The 16,516-nt window shown below is 67.1% G+C and carries 12 protein-coding genes and 3 pseudogenes; 6 read left to right on the forward strand and 9 right to left on the reverse strand.

Features of this window, described 5'->3' with window-relative positions:
* Positions 1–30 precede the first annotated feature (30 nt).
* The gene (locus AC5FRZ_RS01155; RefSeq protein WP_208627486.1) at positions 31–678 is read left to right on the forward strand and encodes a DedA family protein; all 648 of its coding nucleotides are present in this window, start codon (positions 31–33) and stop codon (positions 676–678) included.
* Positions 679–744: 66 nt separating this feature from the next.
* A pseudogene (locus AC5FRZ_RS01160) lies at positions 745–1,217 on the forward strand (Lrp/AsnC family transcriptional regulator).
* On the opposite strand, the gene AC5FRZ_RS01165 reads toward AC5FRZ_RS01160, so the two are convergent.
* Positions 1,214–2,230 (reverse strand): amidohydrolase family protein, encoded by a 1,017-nt coding sequence (locus AC5FRZ_RS01165; RefSeq protein ID WP_208627487.1) that lies wholly within the window; start codon positions 2,228–2,230, stop codon positions 1,214–1,216. The pseudogene AC5FRZ_RS01160 and the gene AC5FRZ_RS01165 overlap by 4 nt on opposite strands.
* Positions 2,231–2,667: 437 nt before the next feature.
* On the opposite strand from AC5FRZ_RS01165, the gene AC5FRZ_RS01170 reads away from it, so the two are divergent.
* The gene (locus AC5FRZ_RS01170) at positions 2,668–4,155 is read left to right on the forward strand and encodes a proton-conducting transporter transmembrane domain-containing protein (RefSeq protein ID WP_493563649.1); all 1,488 of its coding nucleotides are present in this window, start codon (positions 2,668–2,670) and stop codon (positions 4,153–4,155) included.
* Positions 4,145–6,568, forward strand: a complete 2,424-nt coding sequence (locus AC5FRZ_RS01175) for a DUF2309 domain-containing protein (RefSeq protein WP_493563650.1) — start codon at positions 4,145–4,147, stop codon at positions 6,566–6,568. The genes AC5FRZ_RS01170 and AC5FRZ_RS01175 overlap by 11 nt, the downstream gene beginning before the upstream one ends.
* A gap of 16 nt (positions 6,569–6,584) precedes the next feature.
* Here the strand turns inward: AC5FRZ_RS01175 and AC5FRZ_RS01180 are convergent, their stop codons facing one another.
* Both AC5FRZ_RS01180 and AC5FRZ_RS01185 read right to left on the reverse strand, forming a co-directional pair.
* A complete protein-coding gene (locus AC5FRZ_RS01180) occupies positions 6,585–7,316 on the reverse strand; it encodes a competence/damage-inducible protein A (RefSeq protein WP_493563651.1) in 732 nt (243 codons plus the stop codon).
* 43 nt (positions 7,317–7,359) lie between these two features.
* Positions 7,360–9,444 (reverse strand): annotated as a pseudogene (locus tag AC5FRZ_RS01185) ((Fe-S)-binding protein).
* 158 nt (positions 9,445–9,602) lie between these two features.
* Between AC5FRZ_RS01185 and AC5FRZ_RS01190 the strand changes: the two are divergent.
* Positions 9,603–10,205 (forward strand): conditioned medium-induced protein 4, encoded by a 603-nt coding sequence (locus AC5FRZ_RS01190; protein WP_493563652.1) that lies wholly within the window; start codon positions 9,603–9,605, stop codon positions 10,203–10,205.
* A gap of 51 nt (positions 10,206–10,256) precedes the next feature.
* Here the strand turns inward: AC5FRZ_RS01190 and ddfA are convergent, their stop codons facing one another.
* The 3 genes from ddfA to AC5FRZ_RS01205 all read right to left on the reverse strand — a co-directional run bounded on the left by ddfA (position 10,257) and on the right by AC5FRZ_RS01205 (position 11,902).
* Positions 10,257–10,514 (reverse strand): DdfA family disk-determining factor, encoded by a 258-nt coding sequence (gene ddfA, locus AC5FRZ_RS01195; protein ID WP_493563653.1) that lies wholly within the window; start codon positions 10,512–10,514, stop codon positions 10,257–10,259.
* Between the two features lie 119 nt (positions 10,515–10,633).
* Complete coding sequence (locus AC5FRZ_RS01200; RefSeq protein WP_493565096.1) at positions 10,634–10,774, reverse strand: hypothetical protein; 141 nt, start codon at positions 10,772–10,774, stop codon at positions 10,634–10,636.
* A gap of 96 nt (positions 10,775–10,870) precedes the next feature.
* Positions 10,871–11,902 (reverse strand): radical SAM protein, encoded by a 1,032-nt coding sequence (locus AC5FRZ_RS01205; protein ID WP_493563654.1) that lies wholly within the window; start codon positions 11,900–11,902, stop codon positions 10,871–10,873.
* Positions 11,903–12,387: 485 nt separating this feature from the next.
* Between AC5FRZ_RS01205 and AC5FRZ_RS01210 the strand changes: the two genes are divergently transcribed.
* Positions 12,388–13,707, forward strand: a complete 1,320-nt coding sequence (locus AC5FRZ_RS01210) for an MFS transporter (RefSeq protein ID WP_493563655.1) — start codon at positions 12,388–12,390, stop codon at positions 13,705–13,707.
* 279 nt (positions 13,708–13,986) lie between these two features.
* On the opposite strand, the gene AC5FRZ_RS01215 is transcribed toward AC5FRZ_RS01210, so the two are convergent.
* The 3 genes and pseudogenes from AC5FRZ_RS01215 to AC5FRZ_RS01225 all read right to left on the reverse strand — a co-directional run bounded on the left by AC5FRZ_RS01215 (position 13,987) and on the right by AC5FRZ_RS01225 (position 16,511).
* Complete coding sequence (locus AC5FRZ_RS01215; protein ID WP_153552028.1) at positions 13,987–14,364, reverse strand: Rid family detoxifying hydrolase; 378 nt, start codon at positions 14,362–14,364, stop codon at positions 13,987–13,989.
* A gap of 31 nt (positions 14,365–14,395) precedes the next feature.
* A complete protein-coding gene (locus AC5FRZ_RS01220; RefSeq protein WP_153552027.1) occupies positions 14,396–15,244 on the reverse strand; it encodes an SDR family NAD(P)-dependent oxidoreductase in 849 nt (282 codons plus the stop codon).
* 96 nt (positions 15,245–15,340) lie between these two features.
* Positions 15,341–16,511: pseudogene (locus tag AC5FRZ_RS01225) on the reverse strand (mandelate racemase/muconate lactonizing enzyme family protein).
* Between the last annotated feature and the right edge of the window lie 5 nt (positions 16,512–16,516).

Here is a 16,516-nt window from a genome sequence, read left to right on the forward strand (position 1 = left end):
TTTGCACCGCAGGATCGTTGCCCCTGTCGAATGGCCTCTCTGGCGTTCCCCGCACGCTCGCGGCTCCGGACGTGGGCCGAGGAGTACGGCCTGCTCGCGATCGCGCTCTCGTTCGTCGTCCTGGCGGGAGCCGGTGTGGCGCTGTTCGTCGTCGGCGACGAGCAACTGGCCCGCGAGCTGATCCAGCGGTACGGGCTCGCGGCGCTGCTCGTGATCTTCGTCCTCGAAGGCGCGATGTTGCTGTACTTCGCCCCCAGCGAGGTGCTCGTCCCCGCCGCCATCGGCGCGCTGGCGACGACCGACGCAGGCTACGACTGGGGTGCGATCGTCGCCATCTTCGTGGTGGCCGTCGTCGGGGCGACGGCGGGCCAGACGGCCCTGTTCGTGCTCGCTCAGCGGGGCGGCCGCGAGTGGCTCCTGCAGAAGCCGTGGTTCCGCGTCAGCGAGTCGAAGCTCGACCGCTTCGACGGCTGGTTCGATCGCTGGGGTCACGCCGCCGTCCCCGTCAGCAACGCGCTCCTGTTCACCCGCGGCATGCTGACGGTGCCGGCGGGCGTCGCCGAGATGCGCGTCCGACGGTTCGCCGCGCTGTCGGCCGCCGGGACGCTGGTCTTCGAGACGTGGCTCGCGGTCTCGTTTTACTACCTCAACGAGGCCGGCTTCCTGTGGTTCCTGTGATAGACCGGGCGACGACGAACTGGTCGGCTAACAAAGGTAAAGTGTCTCTGCGCTGGAGGTACGGGTATGAGCAACACGGACCTCGACGACGTGGACAGGGCGATCCTGTACGCGCTGCAGGAAGACGCCCGCGACATGTCGTCGGGGGACATCGCAGAACGAACCGGCACCTCGGACAGCACGGTCCGCAAGCGCATCCAGCGCCTCGAAGGCGACGAGATCATCAAAGGGTACAGCGCCGAGGTGGACTACCAGGAGTCGGGCTATCCGCTCCGCATGCTGCTTTTCTGTACCGCGTCGATCCCGGAGCGGGGCGAGATCGTCCCGGAGATCCTGTCGATCGACGGCGTCGTCTCCGTCCAGGAGCTCGGTCACCGGCGAGGAGAACCTCCCTCGTGACGGTCGTCGGCGAGTCCGACAGCGACATCACGCCGGTCGCACAGGAGCTGCTCGACATGGGCGTGACGGTCGCCGACGAGGTGCTCGTTCGGAGCCACGAGACGACGCCCTTCGGCGAGTTCGACCCGGAAGACAGTTAACAGATCACGCGCTCGACGTCCAGCGCGGTCGCGCGCCGGACGACGCTCTCGACGGGATGGCGTGAGCCGGCCAGATTGTCCGAGTCGCCGTCGAGGACGGTCAGGGCCGCCCGCTTGCCGGGCGCGACGACGCCACAGTCGAGGCCCGCGATCTCGGCCCCGGCCGTCGTCGCCATCCGCAGTACCTCGCGGGCGCTCACGTCGAACTGCCTGACCGTGTACGCCATCTCTCGGAACATCGACGGCGGATTCAGCATGACGTTGTCCGTCCCGAGCGCGACGGTCGTGTGATCGAGCAGGTCTCGAATCGGCGGTCGGCCGACGCCGAGGACCGTGTTGGCGCGCGGACACACCGCCACCGGAACGGACTGCTCGGCGACGCGTTCGAGGTGCTCCCCTGCGGCGTGGACCATGTGGACGAGCAGGTCCGGCTCCAGATCGAGCGCGGGGTGGATGTCCGTCTGATCCGGTTCTCCGGCGTGAATGGCGAAGGGGACGCCCCGGTCGGCCGCTGCATCGCGCTGTGGCCCGAAGTCGTCGTCGTTGGCACCGCTGGCTCCGAAGCCGTCGGCCACGTCGAGGACCGATGCGTCCCCGCTCCCGAAGACGAACGGATCGATCGACAGCGGCTCGGCGGCCTCACGGAGCGTCCGCGCGCCCTCGATGCCGAACTCCCGGAAGTCCAGCGTCGAGACGGTCCCGGTCCGCTGCATGAATCGAAGCGTCCGGCGCATCGCGGTGACGAGCTCGGTCCGGTCGGCTTCGGCCAGTCGACGGTGTTTCAGGCTGTCGGGCGGTGCGACCGCCGCTTCGAGCGAGAGCCCGACGGCGGCGTCTTTCGCGACCGCGTCCCCGAGGTGGGTGTGCGCGTTGACGAACGCCGGCAGGATGATGTCCGTCGACGCGGTGTCGGTCTCTTCGATCGCCTCGATCCGGCCGTCTTCGACGACGACACGACCGGTGACGGGTTCGAACGACTCACCGACGAGAACGGTTCCCTCTAACGCAGGCATACCCGTGGTGATGGACAGAGAACGATATGGTTTTCTATACGCGATATTCGAACGATCCGGTAGCGTTATGGGCCGGCGTGGGCAAGCCGACGGCAACGCGGCGGAAAACGAGAGCGGTCTCCGCGACGGTGACAGTGTGTGAGAAAACCGTCGGTACCGTGCTCGAAGCGCTCGAAGAACGGCGATTTGGGGCCGATCCGGGCGAGGGATCTGGCGGGCGACTGGCCCTCGTCGTCTCGTGTTCGATGGCCCGCGGTGGCGTTCAGGTGACTCTCAGAGGGGGAGACCATCACGTTCTATAATCTACTTCTTCCAGAACGATCTGGTAGTATAGATAGTTTTAATAGACAGTCTGTTCGTACATCTGGGTGAAGATGACCGATCGCTGTGATCGCGTGTGCCACGCGGGGGGTGATCGGTCGGAGACGGACCAAACGATGACCGGACAAACGCAGACGACGACCGTAGGACAGCTACCGACGCCAGACGGCGAGGACTCGCGCGTCGCGGCGACACTGACGCGACTCGTGTGGGTCCTCTGTGTCGCGAGTATCGGCGTGTTGGCGCTTCGGCTCCGGGGCGGCGGACCCTGGGAACTCGACGGTCTCGTCGCGGTCGACGGCCTGACCGCCGTGATGTGGGTGACGGTCACCTTCGTCAGCGGGATCGTCCACAGCTACTCGCGCCGCTACATGGCCGGCAACCGGACGATCGATCGCTTCTTCGGGCGCGTGTTCGCGTTCACGCTGATCGTGATGGTCCTGGTTGCCGCCGACGCCCTCGCGCTGTTCGTGGCCGCGTGGCTGGCGATGGGGCTGGTGATGGCCGACCTGATCGGCCACGTCGACGAGTGGCCACAGGCACGGGCCGCCGCCGCGCTCTCGCGCCGGTACTTCCTGGCCAGCACCGCCGCGCTCGCGGTCGCGCTCGGAACGCTGTGGTGGCACACCGGCGCGACGACGGTCTCCGGCGTCGCGTCGGCGCTGGGCGAGGCCTCTGGGACGGTCGTGCTGTTTGTGGCGACCGCGCTCGTGCTGGCGGCGATGATCCAGTCCGCGCTCGTCCCGTTCCACACCTGGCTCGTCTCGTCGATGACCGCACCGACGCCAGCCTCCGCACTGATGCACGCCGGCTTCGTCAACGCCGGTGGCGTCCTGCTGGTTCGCTTCGCGCCGGTGATCACCGTCGACAGCGCGTTCATGCTGGCCGTCGCCGTCGTCGGTGCGACCAGCGCGCTGTCGGGAAAGCTCCTGAAGACCGTCCGCACGGACGTGAAAGGGAAGCTCGGCTGTTCGACGGTCGGCCAGATGGGGTTCATGATCATGCAGGCCGGCTTCGGGTTCTTCGGGGCCGCCGTCACGCACCTCATCCTGCACGGGTTCTACAAGGGCTACCAGTTCCTGAGCTCGGGGAGTCAGGTGGCCCACGAGAGCCCGAAGTCGACGACGGCGACCAGTTCGGCGGGACCCCTCGGCGCGGTCGTGGTCGCCGCCACCGCACTGGCCGGCGGCGTCCTGTTCGCCGCGCTCACCGGGAAAGGGACGAAGCTGGACAGCGGGCTGGTGCTCACGCTGCTGGTCGTGCTGACGGTGCTTCACGCCGCGCGCGATCTCGTCACGCGGTCGGCGCTGCCCGCGTCGGTCCGGTACGGAGCCGTCCCGCTGGTAGCGTTGCCGGCGATCGGGATCTACGCCGCCGTCTACGGGACGATCGAGGGACTGCTCGGCGGACTTCCGGGGGTCGGAGCGACCGCGGAGCTGACGGTGGCCCACGGACTCATCGCCGCCGCGTTCGTCGCCACCTACCTCGCGATCGAGCGCGGTGCCTACAAGCACAGCCAGCGCCTCTACGTGGTGCTTTTGAACGCCACACAGCCACCGTCCGAGACGCAACTGACCGCGACGGAGGAGTACAATGAGTACTGACGACGCGATCCACGAGAGTATCGAGACGGCAGCACAGACGGTCGGCTCCCGCTGGCCGTTGCACTCGTTCGTGACGGCCAACCCCCTCTCTGGCTTCGAGGACCAGCCCTTCCACGAGGCCGTCGCGGCCGCAGCAGACACGCTGGGGAGCGACGGCTACCCCGACGCCGACGTGTTCCGCCGCGCCTGGGAGGACGGACGGATCGACCCCGACGTTCTCCGTGATACGTTGCGCGAACACGGGTACGAGAGCGAGCCCGAGGCGACGCTCGACCGCATGGCAACGGCGGAGCGGGCCGAGGCGACCGAGACGGCGACCGCAACCGACCGGGTCGACGCGGTGCTGACCAAGTGGCTGTCGGCGTTCCTCGATCAGGGACAGGCCAAGTGGCCGATGCCGGAACGCGAGGACGGCTTCTACGACGCGTTCCGCGCCGTCGCTCGCCACGACGGGGAAATCCCAGACGCCGAAGCGATCGCCGAGCTTCCGGACCGTCCGCTGGACGCCATCCGAGAGCAGCTCGTGAACGATCCCGTCGGAGAGTGGCCGGAGATCTTCGAGTTCCACCTGGCCGCGCTGCCGGGCTGGACCGGCCTGCTCAAGCAGCGGGCCGACGACGGGGACGCCTGGCAGTCCGCGTACCCGATCACGCTGGCCGGCTACCTGGCGGTTCGCCTGACGCTGGTCGACCTGTTCGACGCCCCGCGCACGCCCGAAGAGGCAGACGGAGACGACGCCACGGCCGACGGAGCCGTCCCGCTCCCCGAGGTCTGGCTGACCGCCTGGGAAGCGACCTACCGCTCGGCGCTCGTCGCGGAGCTCACCGACGCCAGCGAGTCGGTCGCAGCGACCGACGAGGGGGACAGACCGGACGCACAGCTCGTCTTCTGTATCGACACGCGCTCGGAGATCATCCGCCGCCACGTCGAGGCCGCTGGCGACTACGAGACCCACGGCTACGCCGGCTTCTTCGGCGTCCCGATGCGCTACGAGGGCCACGACGCAGCGGTGACCGTCGACGCCTGCCCGCCGATCCTCGACCCACAGCACCGCATCGCGGATCGCCCCACGGACGGCGAGGGGTCGCGCCACGCCGAACACGACCGCTGGACGGCGATGCGCGAAGCCGCCGAGAGCGTGATCGGGCGGCTCCGCTCCAACGCCGCGACGGCGTTCAGCTACGTCGAGAGCACCGGCGCGGGGTACGGAGCCGCACTCGCGGCCCGGACGCTGGTCCCCGGACGCGTCCACGACCTGGTTGACGCCGTCGACGATCGCACGCCCGACGACCACGCTGTCTGGGAGCCGGCCGTCGATCACGATCCCGACCACGCCCACGAACTCCCGGCGGGGCTGACAGTCGAGGAGAAGACCGAGTACGCCGCGACGGCCTTCGAGTTGATGGGGTGGGAGCAGTTCGCCCGTCTCGTCGTGTTCACCGGCCACGCGAGCCAGACGGCGAACAACCCCTTCGACGCCAGCCTCGACTGCGGTGCCTGCGCCGGCAATCCCGGCGGCCCCAGCGCCCGCGTCCTCGCCGCTCTCTGCAACGACGAGGCCGTCAGGGAACGCCTGCGTGACCGTGGCATCGACGTGCCCGAGGACACCTACTTCCTGGCGGGCGAGCACAACACGACCACCGACGAGATCGAGCTGTACGCGGACGCCGTCCCCGAGACACACGCCGAGGACGTACGACAGCTCCGTGCGGACCTCGAAACCGCGCGGGCCGGCGCGGCCGCCGAGCGCGCCGACGACATGGGTGCAGACGGCGACGCAGGCCGTGAGACGCACCGCCGCGCGGCCGACTGGGCAGAGACGCGCCCGGAGTGGGGTCTGGCGGGCAACGCTGGCTTCGTCGTCGGCCCGCGGGAACTCACCGACGGGCTCGATCTGGACGCCCGCGCGTTCCTCCACTCCTACGACTGGACGACCGACGACGAGGGCGACGCGCTCGAAGGCATTCTGACCGGGCCGATGGTCGTCACCCAGTGGATCAACGCCCAGTACTACTTCTCGACGGTCGACAACGCCGTCTTCGGCAGCGGCTCGAAGGTGACCCACAACCCCGTCGGCAACGTCGGCGTCTACCAGGGCAACGGCGGCGACCTGCTGACCGGCCTCCCGCTGCAATCGCTGATGGCTGCCGACGACGAACCGTACCACCAGCCGCTCCGCCTCTCGACGGTCGTCCACGCGCCCGTCGAGCGCGTCACCGACGTGCTCGCCGACAACCCGGCGGTGACGGAGCTACTGGACAACGACTGGCTCCACCTCACCGTCGTCGACCCCGAGCAAGAGCACAGCCCGTTCCACTACACCGAGGACCTGGAGTGGACGCCAGTCGACGAGCAGGCACCGACGACCCCGGAACAGACAGCCACGGCAACGCCCTCGACGGCCGACGACTGATCTCCCGTCCGAGCAGCTACTCGGGGCTGTCGACTCGCTCGGCGACCCACTCGGCGGCGGCCTCGACCGCTTCCGGGTCGGTCCCCGACACCTTCACCCGCCCGTCTGCCTCCCCGTGTGCCGGATAGCTGCCGACCGCCACGTCGAACCGCTCGCGAACGCCCGCGAGCACGTCCTTCAGCGCGCCCTCGGGCGTGGCCGTCGGGACGGACTCGGCGACCGCGTCGCCGCCGAAGTCGTCGGCGACGCTGTCGAACATCGTTCGTAGCTCCTCGGGGAAGCCGGGGAAGACGTAGACGTTCTCGACCACGCAGCCGGGGTTGAAGCTGGCCGCCGTCTGGAGCGGGCGGGCGTCTGCGGGAAGCGCGGCCGTCTCCGCGAAGTCCAGATCGAAGTCGTGTTCCTCGTAGCGTTCTGGGTTCTGCTCGCGGTACTGACGAGCCTTCTCCTCGACGCGCTCGCGCACGTCGGGCTGGACGGTCATCTCGCGGTCGAAGGCGTCGGCGACCGCTTCGAGAGTCACGTCGTCGGGCGTGTCGCCCAGGCCGCCCGTGACGATCACGGCGTCGAAGGCGTCGGCCCACTCCCGGACGTGGCGGGCGATCAGCGCCCGGTCGTCGGGGATCGTGAGCATCCGCGTGACCGTGGCCCCGCGCTCGGTCAGCTGGCGGGCCAGCCACCCGGCGTTCGTGTTCTCCGTGTCCCCCGAGAGGATCTCGTCGCCGACGGTGATGAGCGCGACCTGCATCGGGCCGTCGTAAGATCCTCGGGGAGGTAAGTGTTGGCGACGGTTACGCCGCGCTCTCGGCGGCGATGGCTTCGGCCAGCAACTCGGTGAGGCCGACGATCTCGATGTCGTCCTCGTAGTCGCCGGTCTTGCGGCCGTCCTCGTACATCGTCATGCACATCGGGCAGGCGACGACGAAGCGGTCCACGGCCGAACCCGCTTCGGTGTCCTCCAGGGCCTCGCGCAGGCGCTCCTCGCTGGGTTTCTCCTCTTCTTCGAGGTCCATCCAGAGGCCGCCACCGCCCCCGCCACAGCAGAAGGAGTCGTCGCGGTTGCGGGGCATCTCCACGCGGTCGACGCCGGTGGCGTCGATCAGCTCCCGCGGGGCCTCGAACTCGCCGTTGTACCGCCCGAGGTGGCAGGGGTCGTGGTAGGTGACGGTGTCTGTGAGCGTCGCGGGCACGGCCAGTCGCCCGGTCTCGACGAGGTCGGCGACGACCTGCGTGTAGTGGGCCACGTCCGCGCCGTCCCACTCGCAGGCCTCGAACTCGGGGTACTCGTGTTTGAACGTGTTGAACGAGTGTGGGTCCGTACAGACGATCCGGTCGAACTCGCAGTCCTGGATGGCGGCGGCGTTGTCCTCGACGAGCATCTCGTAGAGCCCCTCCTCGCCGACGCGGCGCACGTCGTTGCCGTCGGTCTGCTCGTCCTCGTAGAGGATGCCGTAGGAGGCGTCGCTGGCTTCGAACACGCGGGCCAGCGCCGTCGCGATCTCCTGGTTGCGGTCGTCGTAGCTGGGGTAGTCCCCGACGTACCAGAGGTAGTCGACGGGCTCGTCGCGGGCGTCGGGCACGTCGAACTCGAGGTCGTCGGTCCAGTCGGGCCGCTTGCGCTCGGGTTCGCCGAAGGTGTTGCCCTGCTGGAAGACGTTCATCATCGCGTCCTGGACGTGTTCGTCCATCTGACCCGACTCCGTCAGCCGGCGGTTCATCTCGGTGAAGTGGGTGAGGTGTTCGATCTCGACCGGACAGGCGTCCATGCAGGCCATACAGGCCATACAGGACTCCATCGTCGCGCTGTCGATGACTGACGTGCCTCCATCAGCGATAATGTCGACGGCCTCGCCGCCGTCGTCCCGATCCTCGCGGTACTGTTTCAGGTCGAGGATCACGTCGCGGGGATCGAGCGGGCGGCCCGACTCCTTGGCCGGACACGCCGACGAGCAGCGGCCACACTTCGTGCAGGCGTCCTGGTCGAGCAGCTGTTTCCAGGAGAAGTCGTCGATCTCGCTGGGGCCGATCTCCTCGGGGCTGGCGTCGGCGGGGACGCCGGGGAGTCGCTTGCCGGCCTTCTCGTCGCGAGTGACGACGTTGGCGAACGACGACAGCATGTGGAAGGGCTTGGCGTAGGGGACCCAGGCGACGAACGCGAGCGCCAGCAGCGAGTGGCTCCACCAGATCACGGGGTAGGCAGCGGTCGCCATCTCGGGGGTGACACCGGCGGCGGCGAGCCACTCCTTGCCCGCCCAGCCGACGAAACTCCACGTCTCGAAGCTCACGTCACGGACCGCACTCGTCCCGAGGATGCGGACGGCCTCGGTGACGTACCCGCCGACGCCGAGCAGGAAGAGGACGCCGAGGAAGTAGTCGTCTTCCCGAGAGGTGTGGCGGCCGTGGAGTCGGTCCGTCCGGCGGCCGTACCGCCGCCACATCGCGACGCCGACGCCGACGACGAACAACAGCCCCATCGCGTCCATCACGAAGGAGTACGAGAGATAGAAGTCGCCGACGAAAAGGACTCGCCGGTCAGGGGCCGGTAGAGGTCCATGTCGATGCCAAGGATAGTCGTCCCGATCAACAGCGTCAGAAAGCCCCAGAAGACAAGCGTGTGCATCACGCCCGCGACGAGGTCGCGGTCGAACTGCTGGCGTTTGTCAGCGCGAGGCGCGCGCCCGAGAGATCCGCGAGGGGAGCGCGTCCAGACGCGGGAACGGCTCGTCGCTCCCGCGCGTGTAGCGGGTGATACGCTCGTACACGCCGAAGGCGAACACGAGCAACGCCAGCGCCGCGAGGTAGTAGAACACCGCCTTTCCGACCGGTCCGATCTGCCAGAAGGTCGGTCTGGTGGTGGTCTGGAGTGGAACTGTCATGTGCTACCACGAACCGGGAGCCGCTTAAATTTTGCTCCGAACCCGCGCCGTCTTGCGGGAATGATACAACTGTTTTGAGTTGTCTGCCTCGTCGGCGATCGCGGTCTTGCCACGTCGTCGACAGGTATAAACGGTAGAAGGCACAGACGTACGGTCCGATGGACGAGAAAACCGAGGAACTCCGTGACATCTTCGTCGACGTAGCGGGCGAGGACACCGTCACCGAGCGCCAGGAGGACGGCCACGGCTCGCTACTCTCCGACGAGGGGGGCGTCGAAGAGCGCCTGCTGACAGTGATCGACCGCCTGCGCGAGCGCTTCGAGGTGGACACGCCGCTGTCGGACGAGGCACTCGTCACGGTCGTCCGTCGCTACTACGAGGGCGACGACGACGCGGCCATCGCCGACGCCGTCGACGCCGACACCGACGTGGTCACCCGTGCCCGGATCGACCTCCACCTGCTCCGAGACGAGGACACCGACGCACCGTTCGACCTGGCGCGACTGCGCGAGGGCGACACCGCCGAGACCGTCCGCGAGGCGTTCGATCTCACGGAAGCCGAACTGGCACGCTACCGGCGCGTCGTCACCGCCCAGACCCGCGCCCGGCAAGTCAGCGGCCGCTTCCAGAGCGAGTACGAAGACGTGCTCCACGACGCCGGGATCGGGACGGTCCTGACCGACGGCGTCCGTGACGACGGCCTCGGCGAAGCGACCGAAGACATCGGCTCGCTGGAGGAAGACGCCGACGTGGACTTCTAGTGCCGTCTGTGACGATCCCCACCGATCGCGAGCGACGTGTCGCCAGCCGAATCAGCCGTGAGCGACCACGTCGACCGTCTGATCGGTACGAACCGTCACGTCGTAGCCGGCGTACGCGAACGTGAGCACGCCGAGCGTCTGGCGACCGCTGAACAGCGCGTCCAGCGCGTCCGGGTCGACGGCTTCGTACAGCGGTGGGAGTTCCATCACCGGCTGTCCAGTGTGTGAACTGACCGCGCGGACGATCGCGGTGCTTGGCTCCCACTCGTCGTCGATTTCGACGCCGTTCCCACGTTCGGTCGCTGCCATGTTTCATAAAAGTCAACACTAATTAATAAAAGTTCGTCAGACATTTCAACAGATTGTACAGACGGGTCGGTGTCCAGACACCCGGGCAGAAGTGTCAGGCTGAGAGTCAATCGGCAGTATCAGTCGCTCGCTGCGGACTGACCGCTGTCGGCGTCGGTCCCCGACGACAGCGGCGTCCGTTCGACGACGGTGCCGTCGTAGGTCGGGTGTTGCCGCGAGTACCTTTTTCCGCCTCGGGTTTCCTCGTTCGCTTCGCTCACTGCGGTGAACCGCTCGGCGCAAAAATCTACGCTAAAAAGGCTGCAGCCTCGTTACACTCGGCTGCAAGGAACCGGCGACTCCGTCGCCGGACAGACTCAGTCTCCAGCCGCCGACTGCCCGCTTCCCGACTGCCCCGACGACAGCGGCGTCCGTTCGACGACGGTGCCGTCGTAGGTCGGGTGCTGTTCGACGATCTCGCCGTTGGGCACGTCGCCGTCCTCGACCATCTCCTCGAGGAGCCACCAGGCGAGTTCGACGTGCTCCGATTTCACGGCGTAGAACTCCTTGGGCACGCCCAGTTCCTGCAGGCGGTCCTCGCCGACCCAGGTCTTGCCGTAGACGAGCGTGCCGTCGTCGGTGATCTCGTCGAACTCGCGGCCGATGTTGCGGGCCATGCGCTTCATCCGAGAGCGGTGCTGGGCGGCGTCTTTGAACACGGAGGTACAGAAGTAGACCTTCTCGTGGTCGCCCATCGTCTCCAGGATCTCGTGGCTGCCTTCGACGGCGCTCATGTGGCCTTCCTTGCGCTCGAAGCCCTCCTCTTGCATCCGGCGGAAGTTTCCGTCGGACATCTCGAACTCGTTGATGTTGCAGAACTCCGCCGCACCCTCGTCGAGAAAGTCGAGGAACTCCGTTTCGGCGCGGATGCCGGGGATCTCGAAGGCCGGCGTGAGACCCTCCTCGCGTGCGATGTAGAGGATCTCCTCCCACTCGGTGCCATGCAAATCGCCCCACTGTTCGAGGGGCGGGTGAAAGCGGATCTCGTCGAGGCCGGCCTCGCTGAGGCGGCGCATGTTCTCGCGCCCGCCCGTGATCCCCGTGTAGAGGTGCGTGTGGTGGTCCTCGCCGAACTCGTCTTTCAGCAGTTCGAGGTAGTGACAGGTTCGGTCCAGCGCCTCCTGGGGCTCGCCACCCGTGATGGAGGTCCCCAGCGCGTCCATCAGTTTCGCCTCGGCGATCACGTCCTCGTCGGACTCGACGGGGCGCTCGTTTGCGTACACCTGGTCGACGTTCTTGCGGTTCTCGCCCAGCGGACAGTAGAAGCAATCGCGCTGGTCACAGTAGCCGTAGACGAACATGACCATCTTCCCGCCCTCGGCACACTGTTCACAGCCCTTGGAGATCATTCAGTGTCCGGTCTTGTTCGTCCAGCGGCAAAAAGCGTCCGAAACGCGATCGCAGCGCCTCGGTCCCGCAGTGTTCAGATAAGCAACCTCAGTCTCAGACTTACAGACACCGAAAGCCCTCGCGTCGTTGCGGTCCCGCGACTCGCTGCGCGCGCTTCGCGTGCTTGCGTCGTCGGGGTTCCCGCAAAGGCCGGCCGGTTGCACCGGCCGGCTATAACGTGACGGCGGAGCCGTCACGCAGCGCTCGCCCTTTCATCCACCAGGGTATAGACGGCTGAACAGCCGACTCCTGGCGGATGAAAGGGCGAGGCGCGGTAGGCGGATCTGCGGCGGCACTATTCGACCGCAGAGAGAATATCCGCCGCAGATCCGCCTAGCGTGCCGAGGGCTTTCGGTGGCTTGTTGCGACCACTCCTGGTCTCTTATCTGAACACTACCCTCGGTCCCGTGCCCACTCGTAAGTACCAGCCGTCCGTACGGAGCGTATGGCCACCCGCTCGCGGCGTGGGCTCGCGATCGTCTTCGCCGTCGTCTTTCTCGACCTGCTGGGATTCGGGATCATCATCCCGATCCTGCCCTACTACACGCGAACGTTCCCCGGCGGCACGGAGTTCGTCATCGGACTGCTGGCGGCCTCGTACTCGCTCATGCAATTCGTCTTCGCCCCACTGCTGGGCTCGCTCTCGGACCGGATCGGCCGCCGCCCCGTCATCGTGGTGTCGCTCGGCGGATCGGTGATCGCCTGGACCGTCTTCGGGCTGGCCGACGCGCTGTGGCTGTTGTTCGTCTCGCGCATGCTCGCAGGTGCGATGGGCGGGAACCTCTCGACGGCACAGGCCTACGTCGCAGACGTGACCCCGCGGGAGGAGCGAGCGAAGTCACTGGGCCTGCTCGGGGCCGCGTTCGGACTGGGCTTTATCTTCGGTCCCGGAATCGGCGCAGTGTTGAGCTTCGACGGCGTCGTCGCCGCCGTCGACAGCCTCGTCCCGATCGTGGCTATCACCCGCTTCTCGCTGCCGAGTTTCGCCGCCGCCGCGGCGAGTCTCTGCGGCGTCGTCGTCACGGTGTTTTTCCTGCCGGAGTCGCTGCCGGCCCCCGCCCGCGGCGACGAGACCACACGGCGGCCGTCCCAGATCGCACAGTTGCTGACGGCCGTACAGACGACCGGGTTGCGAGAACTGCTCGCCGCGTTCTTCCTCGTCTCTTTTGCCTTCTCGGGGGTACAGATCATGTTCATCCCGTTCGTGGCCGACGTGTACGGCTACACCGCGAGTCAGAGCGCGCTCTTGCTCACGTACATCGGAGTGCTGTCGGTCGTCGTCCAGGGCGTGTTGATCGGGCGGTTGACGGCGCGATACGCCGCGGTGTCGCTGACAGTCGGTGGGACCGCGGTACTCGCAGTGGGCGTCGGGCTCTTGCCGTTCACGAACTGGCTGGGAGCCGGCGTCTTCGATCTGACCGGCGTCGCACCGTTTCTCACCGGGGAGCTGCTGGCACTGCTGGCGGTGCTGACGCTGCTGCCCCTTGGCAACGGCGTGTTGTCGGTGACGCTGACGACGATCGTCTCCCAGCGGGCCTCCGCCGCGACCCAGGGGAGCGCGTTCGGGCTGACACAGGGAGCCGGCAGCCTCGCGCGGACGGTCGGGCCGATCGTGATGGGCGGACTCTACACCGTGGTGGGCTACTGGTCGCCGTTCGTCGTCGGCGCAGTCTTGCTCGTCCCCGTCGGAGTGTTGGTCCTCCGTCTCGGGAACGCTCCGGAGCCGCCCGAGCCGCGGCCGGTCGATCCGGGACACGTCCGCTGAGACCGCCGGCTGTCACCGCTGTCTGACAGAGCCACGGTCGAAAACGCAGCACAGTACCGTTCGATAGATCGATACCTGGGCGTATACCCCAGACATGTCCAGATATCGACTTATTTGTAGCCGAACTTTGGTAGTTTGATGACAGAATGATTGTTTACACGTAGAAGAAATTACTTCCAAATGCAGAAGGGCAGATACGACAACATCGAGAGAATTTTCAGGTTCCTCTACCGCGAGTGTCGCAGAGAACGGTCGAGTGTGGCGGCGTCGCGGGCCGCGTTACTCGCTACGAGCGACGAGTTCGATCTCGACGCCGATGTCGATTGGGAGGCGGGACACTTCCATGGCCGCGCGGGCCGGGTACGGCTCGGACATGTACTCGGCGTACACTTCGTTGACCGCGTCGTAGTTGTCCATGTTGGTGACGTAGACGTTCGTCTTCAGCACGTCGTCGAGCGACGCGTCGGCGGCCTCCAGGATCGTCTCCAGATTTTCGAGGGTCTGTGCGGTCTGCTCTTTGATGTCCTCGGAGACGACCTCGCCGCTCTCGGGATCGACCGGCCCCTGGCCGGAGACGTAGATGCGGTCGCCGTCCTGCATCGCCTGGGAGAACGGTCCGATCGCGCTCGGTGCGTCGTCCGTATGGATTTCTCGCATACCAGAAGCCAGTCACAACGCGACATTGAATCTATCGATCTCGTCCGGTCGGGGGCTCGTCGGCCTGGTATATCTCGTTCTCGAAGGACATCGGCAGGCCGCTCGTGAGCCCGCCGTCGACGACGATGTTCTCGCCGGTGATGAAGCCGGACCGCTCCGAGGCCAGGAAGAGCGCGGTGTCGGCGACCTCGTCGGGACGACCGAACCGACCCAGCGGGTACTGGTCGAGCCAGCGATCTCGGGCGCTCGTCTCCGCGGCCCGCTCGTCGGTGTTTTCCATCTCCTTCTCGCGGCTCTCGGTCTCGATCGTGCCCGCCGAGAGGACGTTCGATCGGACGCCGTACTGGCCGTAGTGGGTCGCGATGTTGCGCGAGAGCGCCAACAGTCCGCTCTTGGCCTCGGAGTAGCCCGAGAGCCCGATGCCGAACAGCCCGTTGACCGAGCCGACGTGGACCATCGAGCCGCCGCCGGCCGCAGTCATCGCCGGCAGCGCCTCCCGAGCCAGCAGATAGGGGCCCTTCAGGTTGAGTTCGAGCATCCACTCGAAGGTCTCCTCGTCACAGCGGTGGAGCAGATCCGCCGACTCGGCGGCACCCCCGGCGTTGTTGACGAGCACGCGCAGATCGCCGAACTCCTCGATCGCGACGTCGACGAGATCCCGCACCGCGTCGGGGTCGGTAACGTCACACTCGACGGGGACGACCCGACCGTCGTGGTCTGCCGTGAGCTGTTCGGCGACCGGAGCCACGTCTTCGTAGGATCGCGAGCAGATCGCGACGTCGCCGCCGGCCTCGGCGAAGGTCGCGGCGATCTGTCGCCCGATGCCTCGTGACGCGCCGGTCACTATCGCTGGTCGGTCCGCGAGGGACAACTCGATCATATCGATCCGATACACGGTCGCGGGTCCCAAGAAGGTTCCCCCCGGCGGCGGGCCCCGACGGGAGCAGAGCGAACGACGATCTGTCGACGACGACAGCTATCGGACGCGGTACTCCTCGACGGTGTCGAGATCGACGTCGATCCCGAGGCCGGGGTCGTCCGGCACGGTCATCCGGCCCTCCCTCGACGGTGAAGGGGTCCGCGATGACGTCGTCTTCCCAGCCGTAGTAGGTCGTGTCCGGCGGGAGGGAGAATCCGGGGATCCCGTGGACCGCGTGCAAGATCGCGGCCGTCCGGATCCCGAGGTCGAACGCGCAGTGGTGCGTGTAGGGGACACCGGCGTCCTCGACGATGGCCGCCTGCTGGCGCAGTCCCGCGATGCCGCCCGCCGGAGTCAGATCGAGGACCGCCACGTCCATCGCGCCGGCCTCGACGAGCGAGCGGAGATTGTTGGGGATGTACGTGTCCTCGTTGGGAGCGATCGGCTGGCGCAGACGCTGGCGCAGCGCCGCCAGCGAGTCGTGGGCGTTGACGCGGATGGGCTGTTCCATGTACTGCAGGAAGATGCCGGACTCTTCGAGTGCGGCCCCGACGCGGACCGCCTGATCGAGCGACCAGCCCTGATTGGGGTCGAGACGGAACTCCAGTTGCCCGTCGACCTCGTCGTGCATCGCCTGGATGCGGGCCACGTCCTGTTGCCAGTCACGGCCGGCCTTGGTCTTGAGGACGGAGAAGCCGGCGTCGAGGGCCTCCTGGGCCTTCACGCGGGACTCTTCGGGCGAGAGGATACCCAGACAGAAGGCGAACTCGACGGCGCGGTCGTCGGCGGCGTCGGCACCACCAGCGGCGGCGTTCATCGCGGTCGTCTGGTACGGTGCGGTCGCCCCGCCGAGCAGTTCGAAGACCGGCTTGTCGAGTGCCTTGCCGGCGATGTCCCAGCAGGCCGTCTCGACGGCGGCGAAGAACAGTTCGATGTTGGTGTACTCGATGAACACCTGTCGGCGGAGCCGTTCGACCTCGAACGGCGACTGGCCTTCGATCAGCGGACCGATTCCGTCTTCGATGATCGACTCCGTGGCCGCCGGTGAGAGGAAGGTCCGCATCTCGCCCCAGCCGGCGATGCCCTCGTCGGTGTCCACGCGGACGAGGACACGTTCCATCGATTCGACGCGGCCGTGGTTGGTCACGTACGGACCGATCCCGAGACGTTCCTCGAGGTCCACCAGCGGTACGTCGACAGTCGTCGCTGTCACGTCGGTGATCTCCATGCTCA

Source organism: Halomicrobium sp. HArcht1-1 (assembly GCF_058933285.1).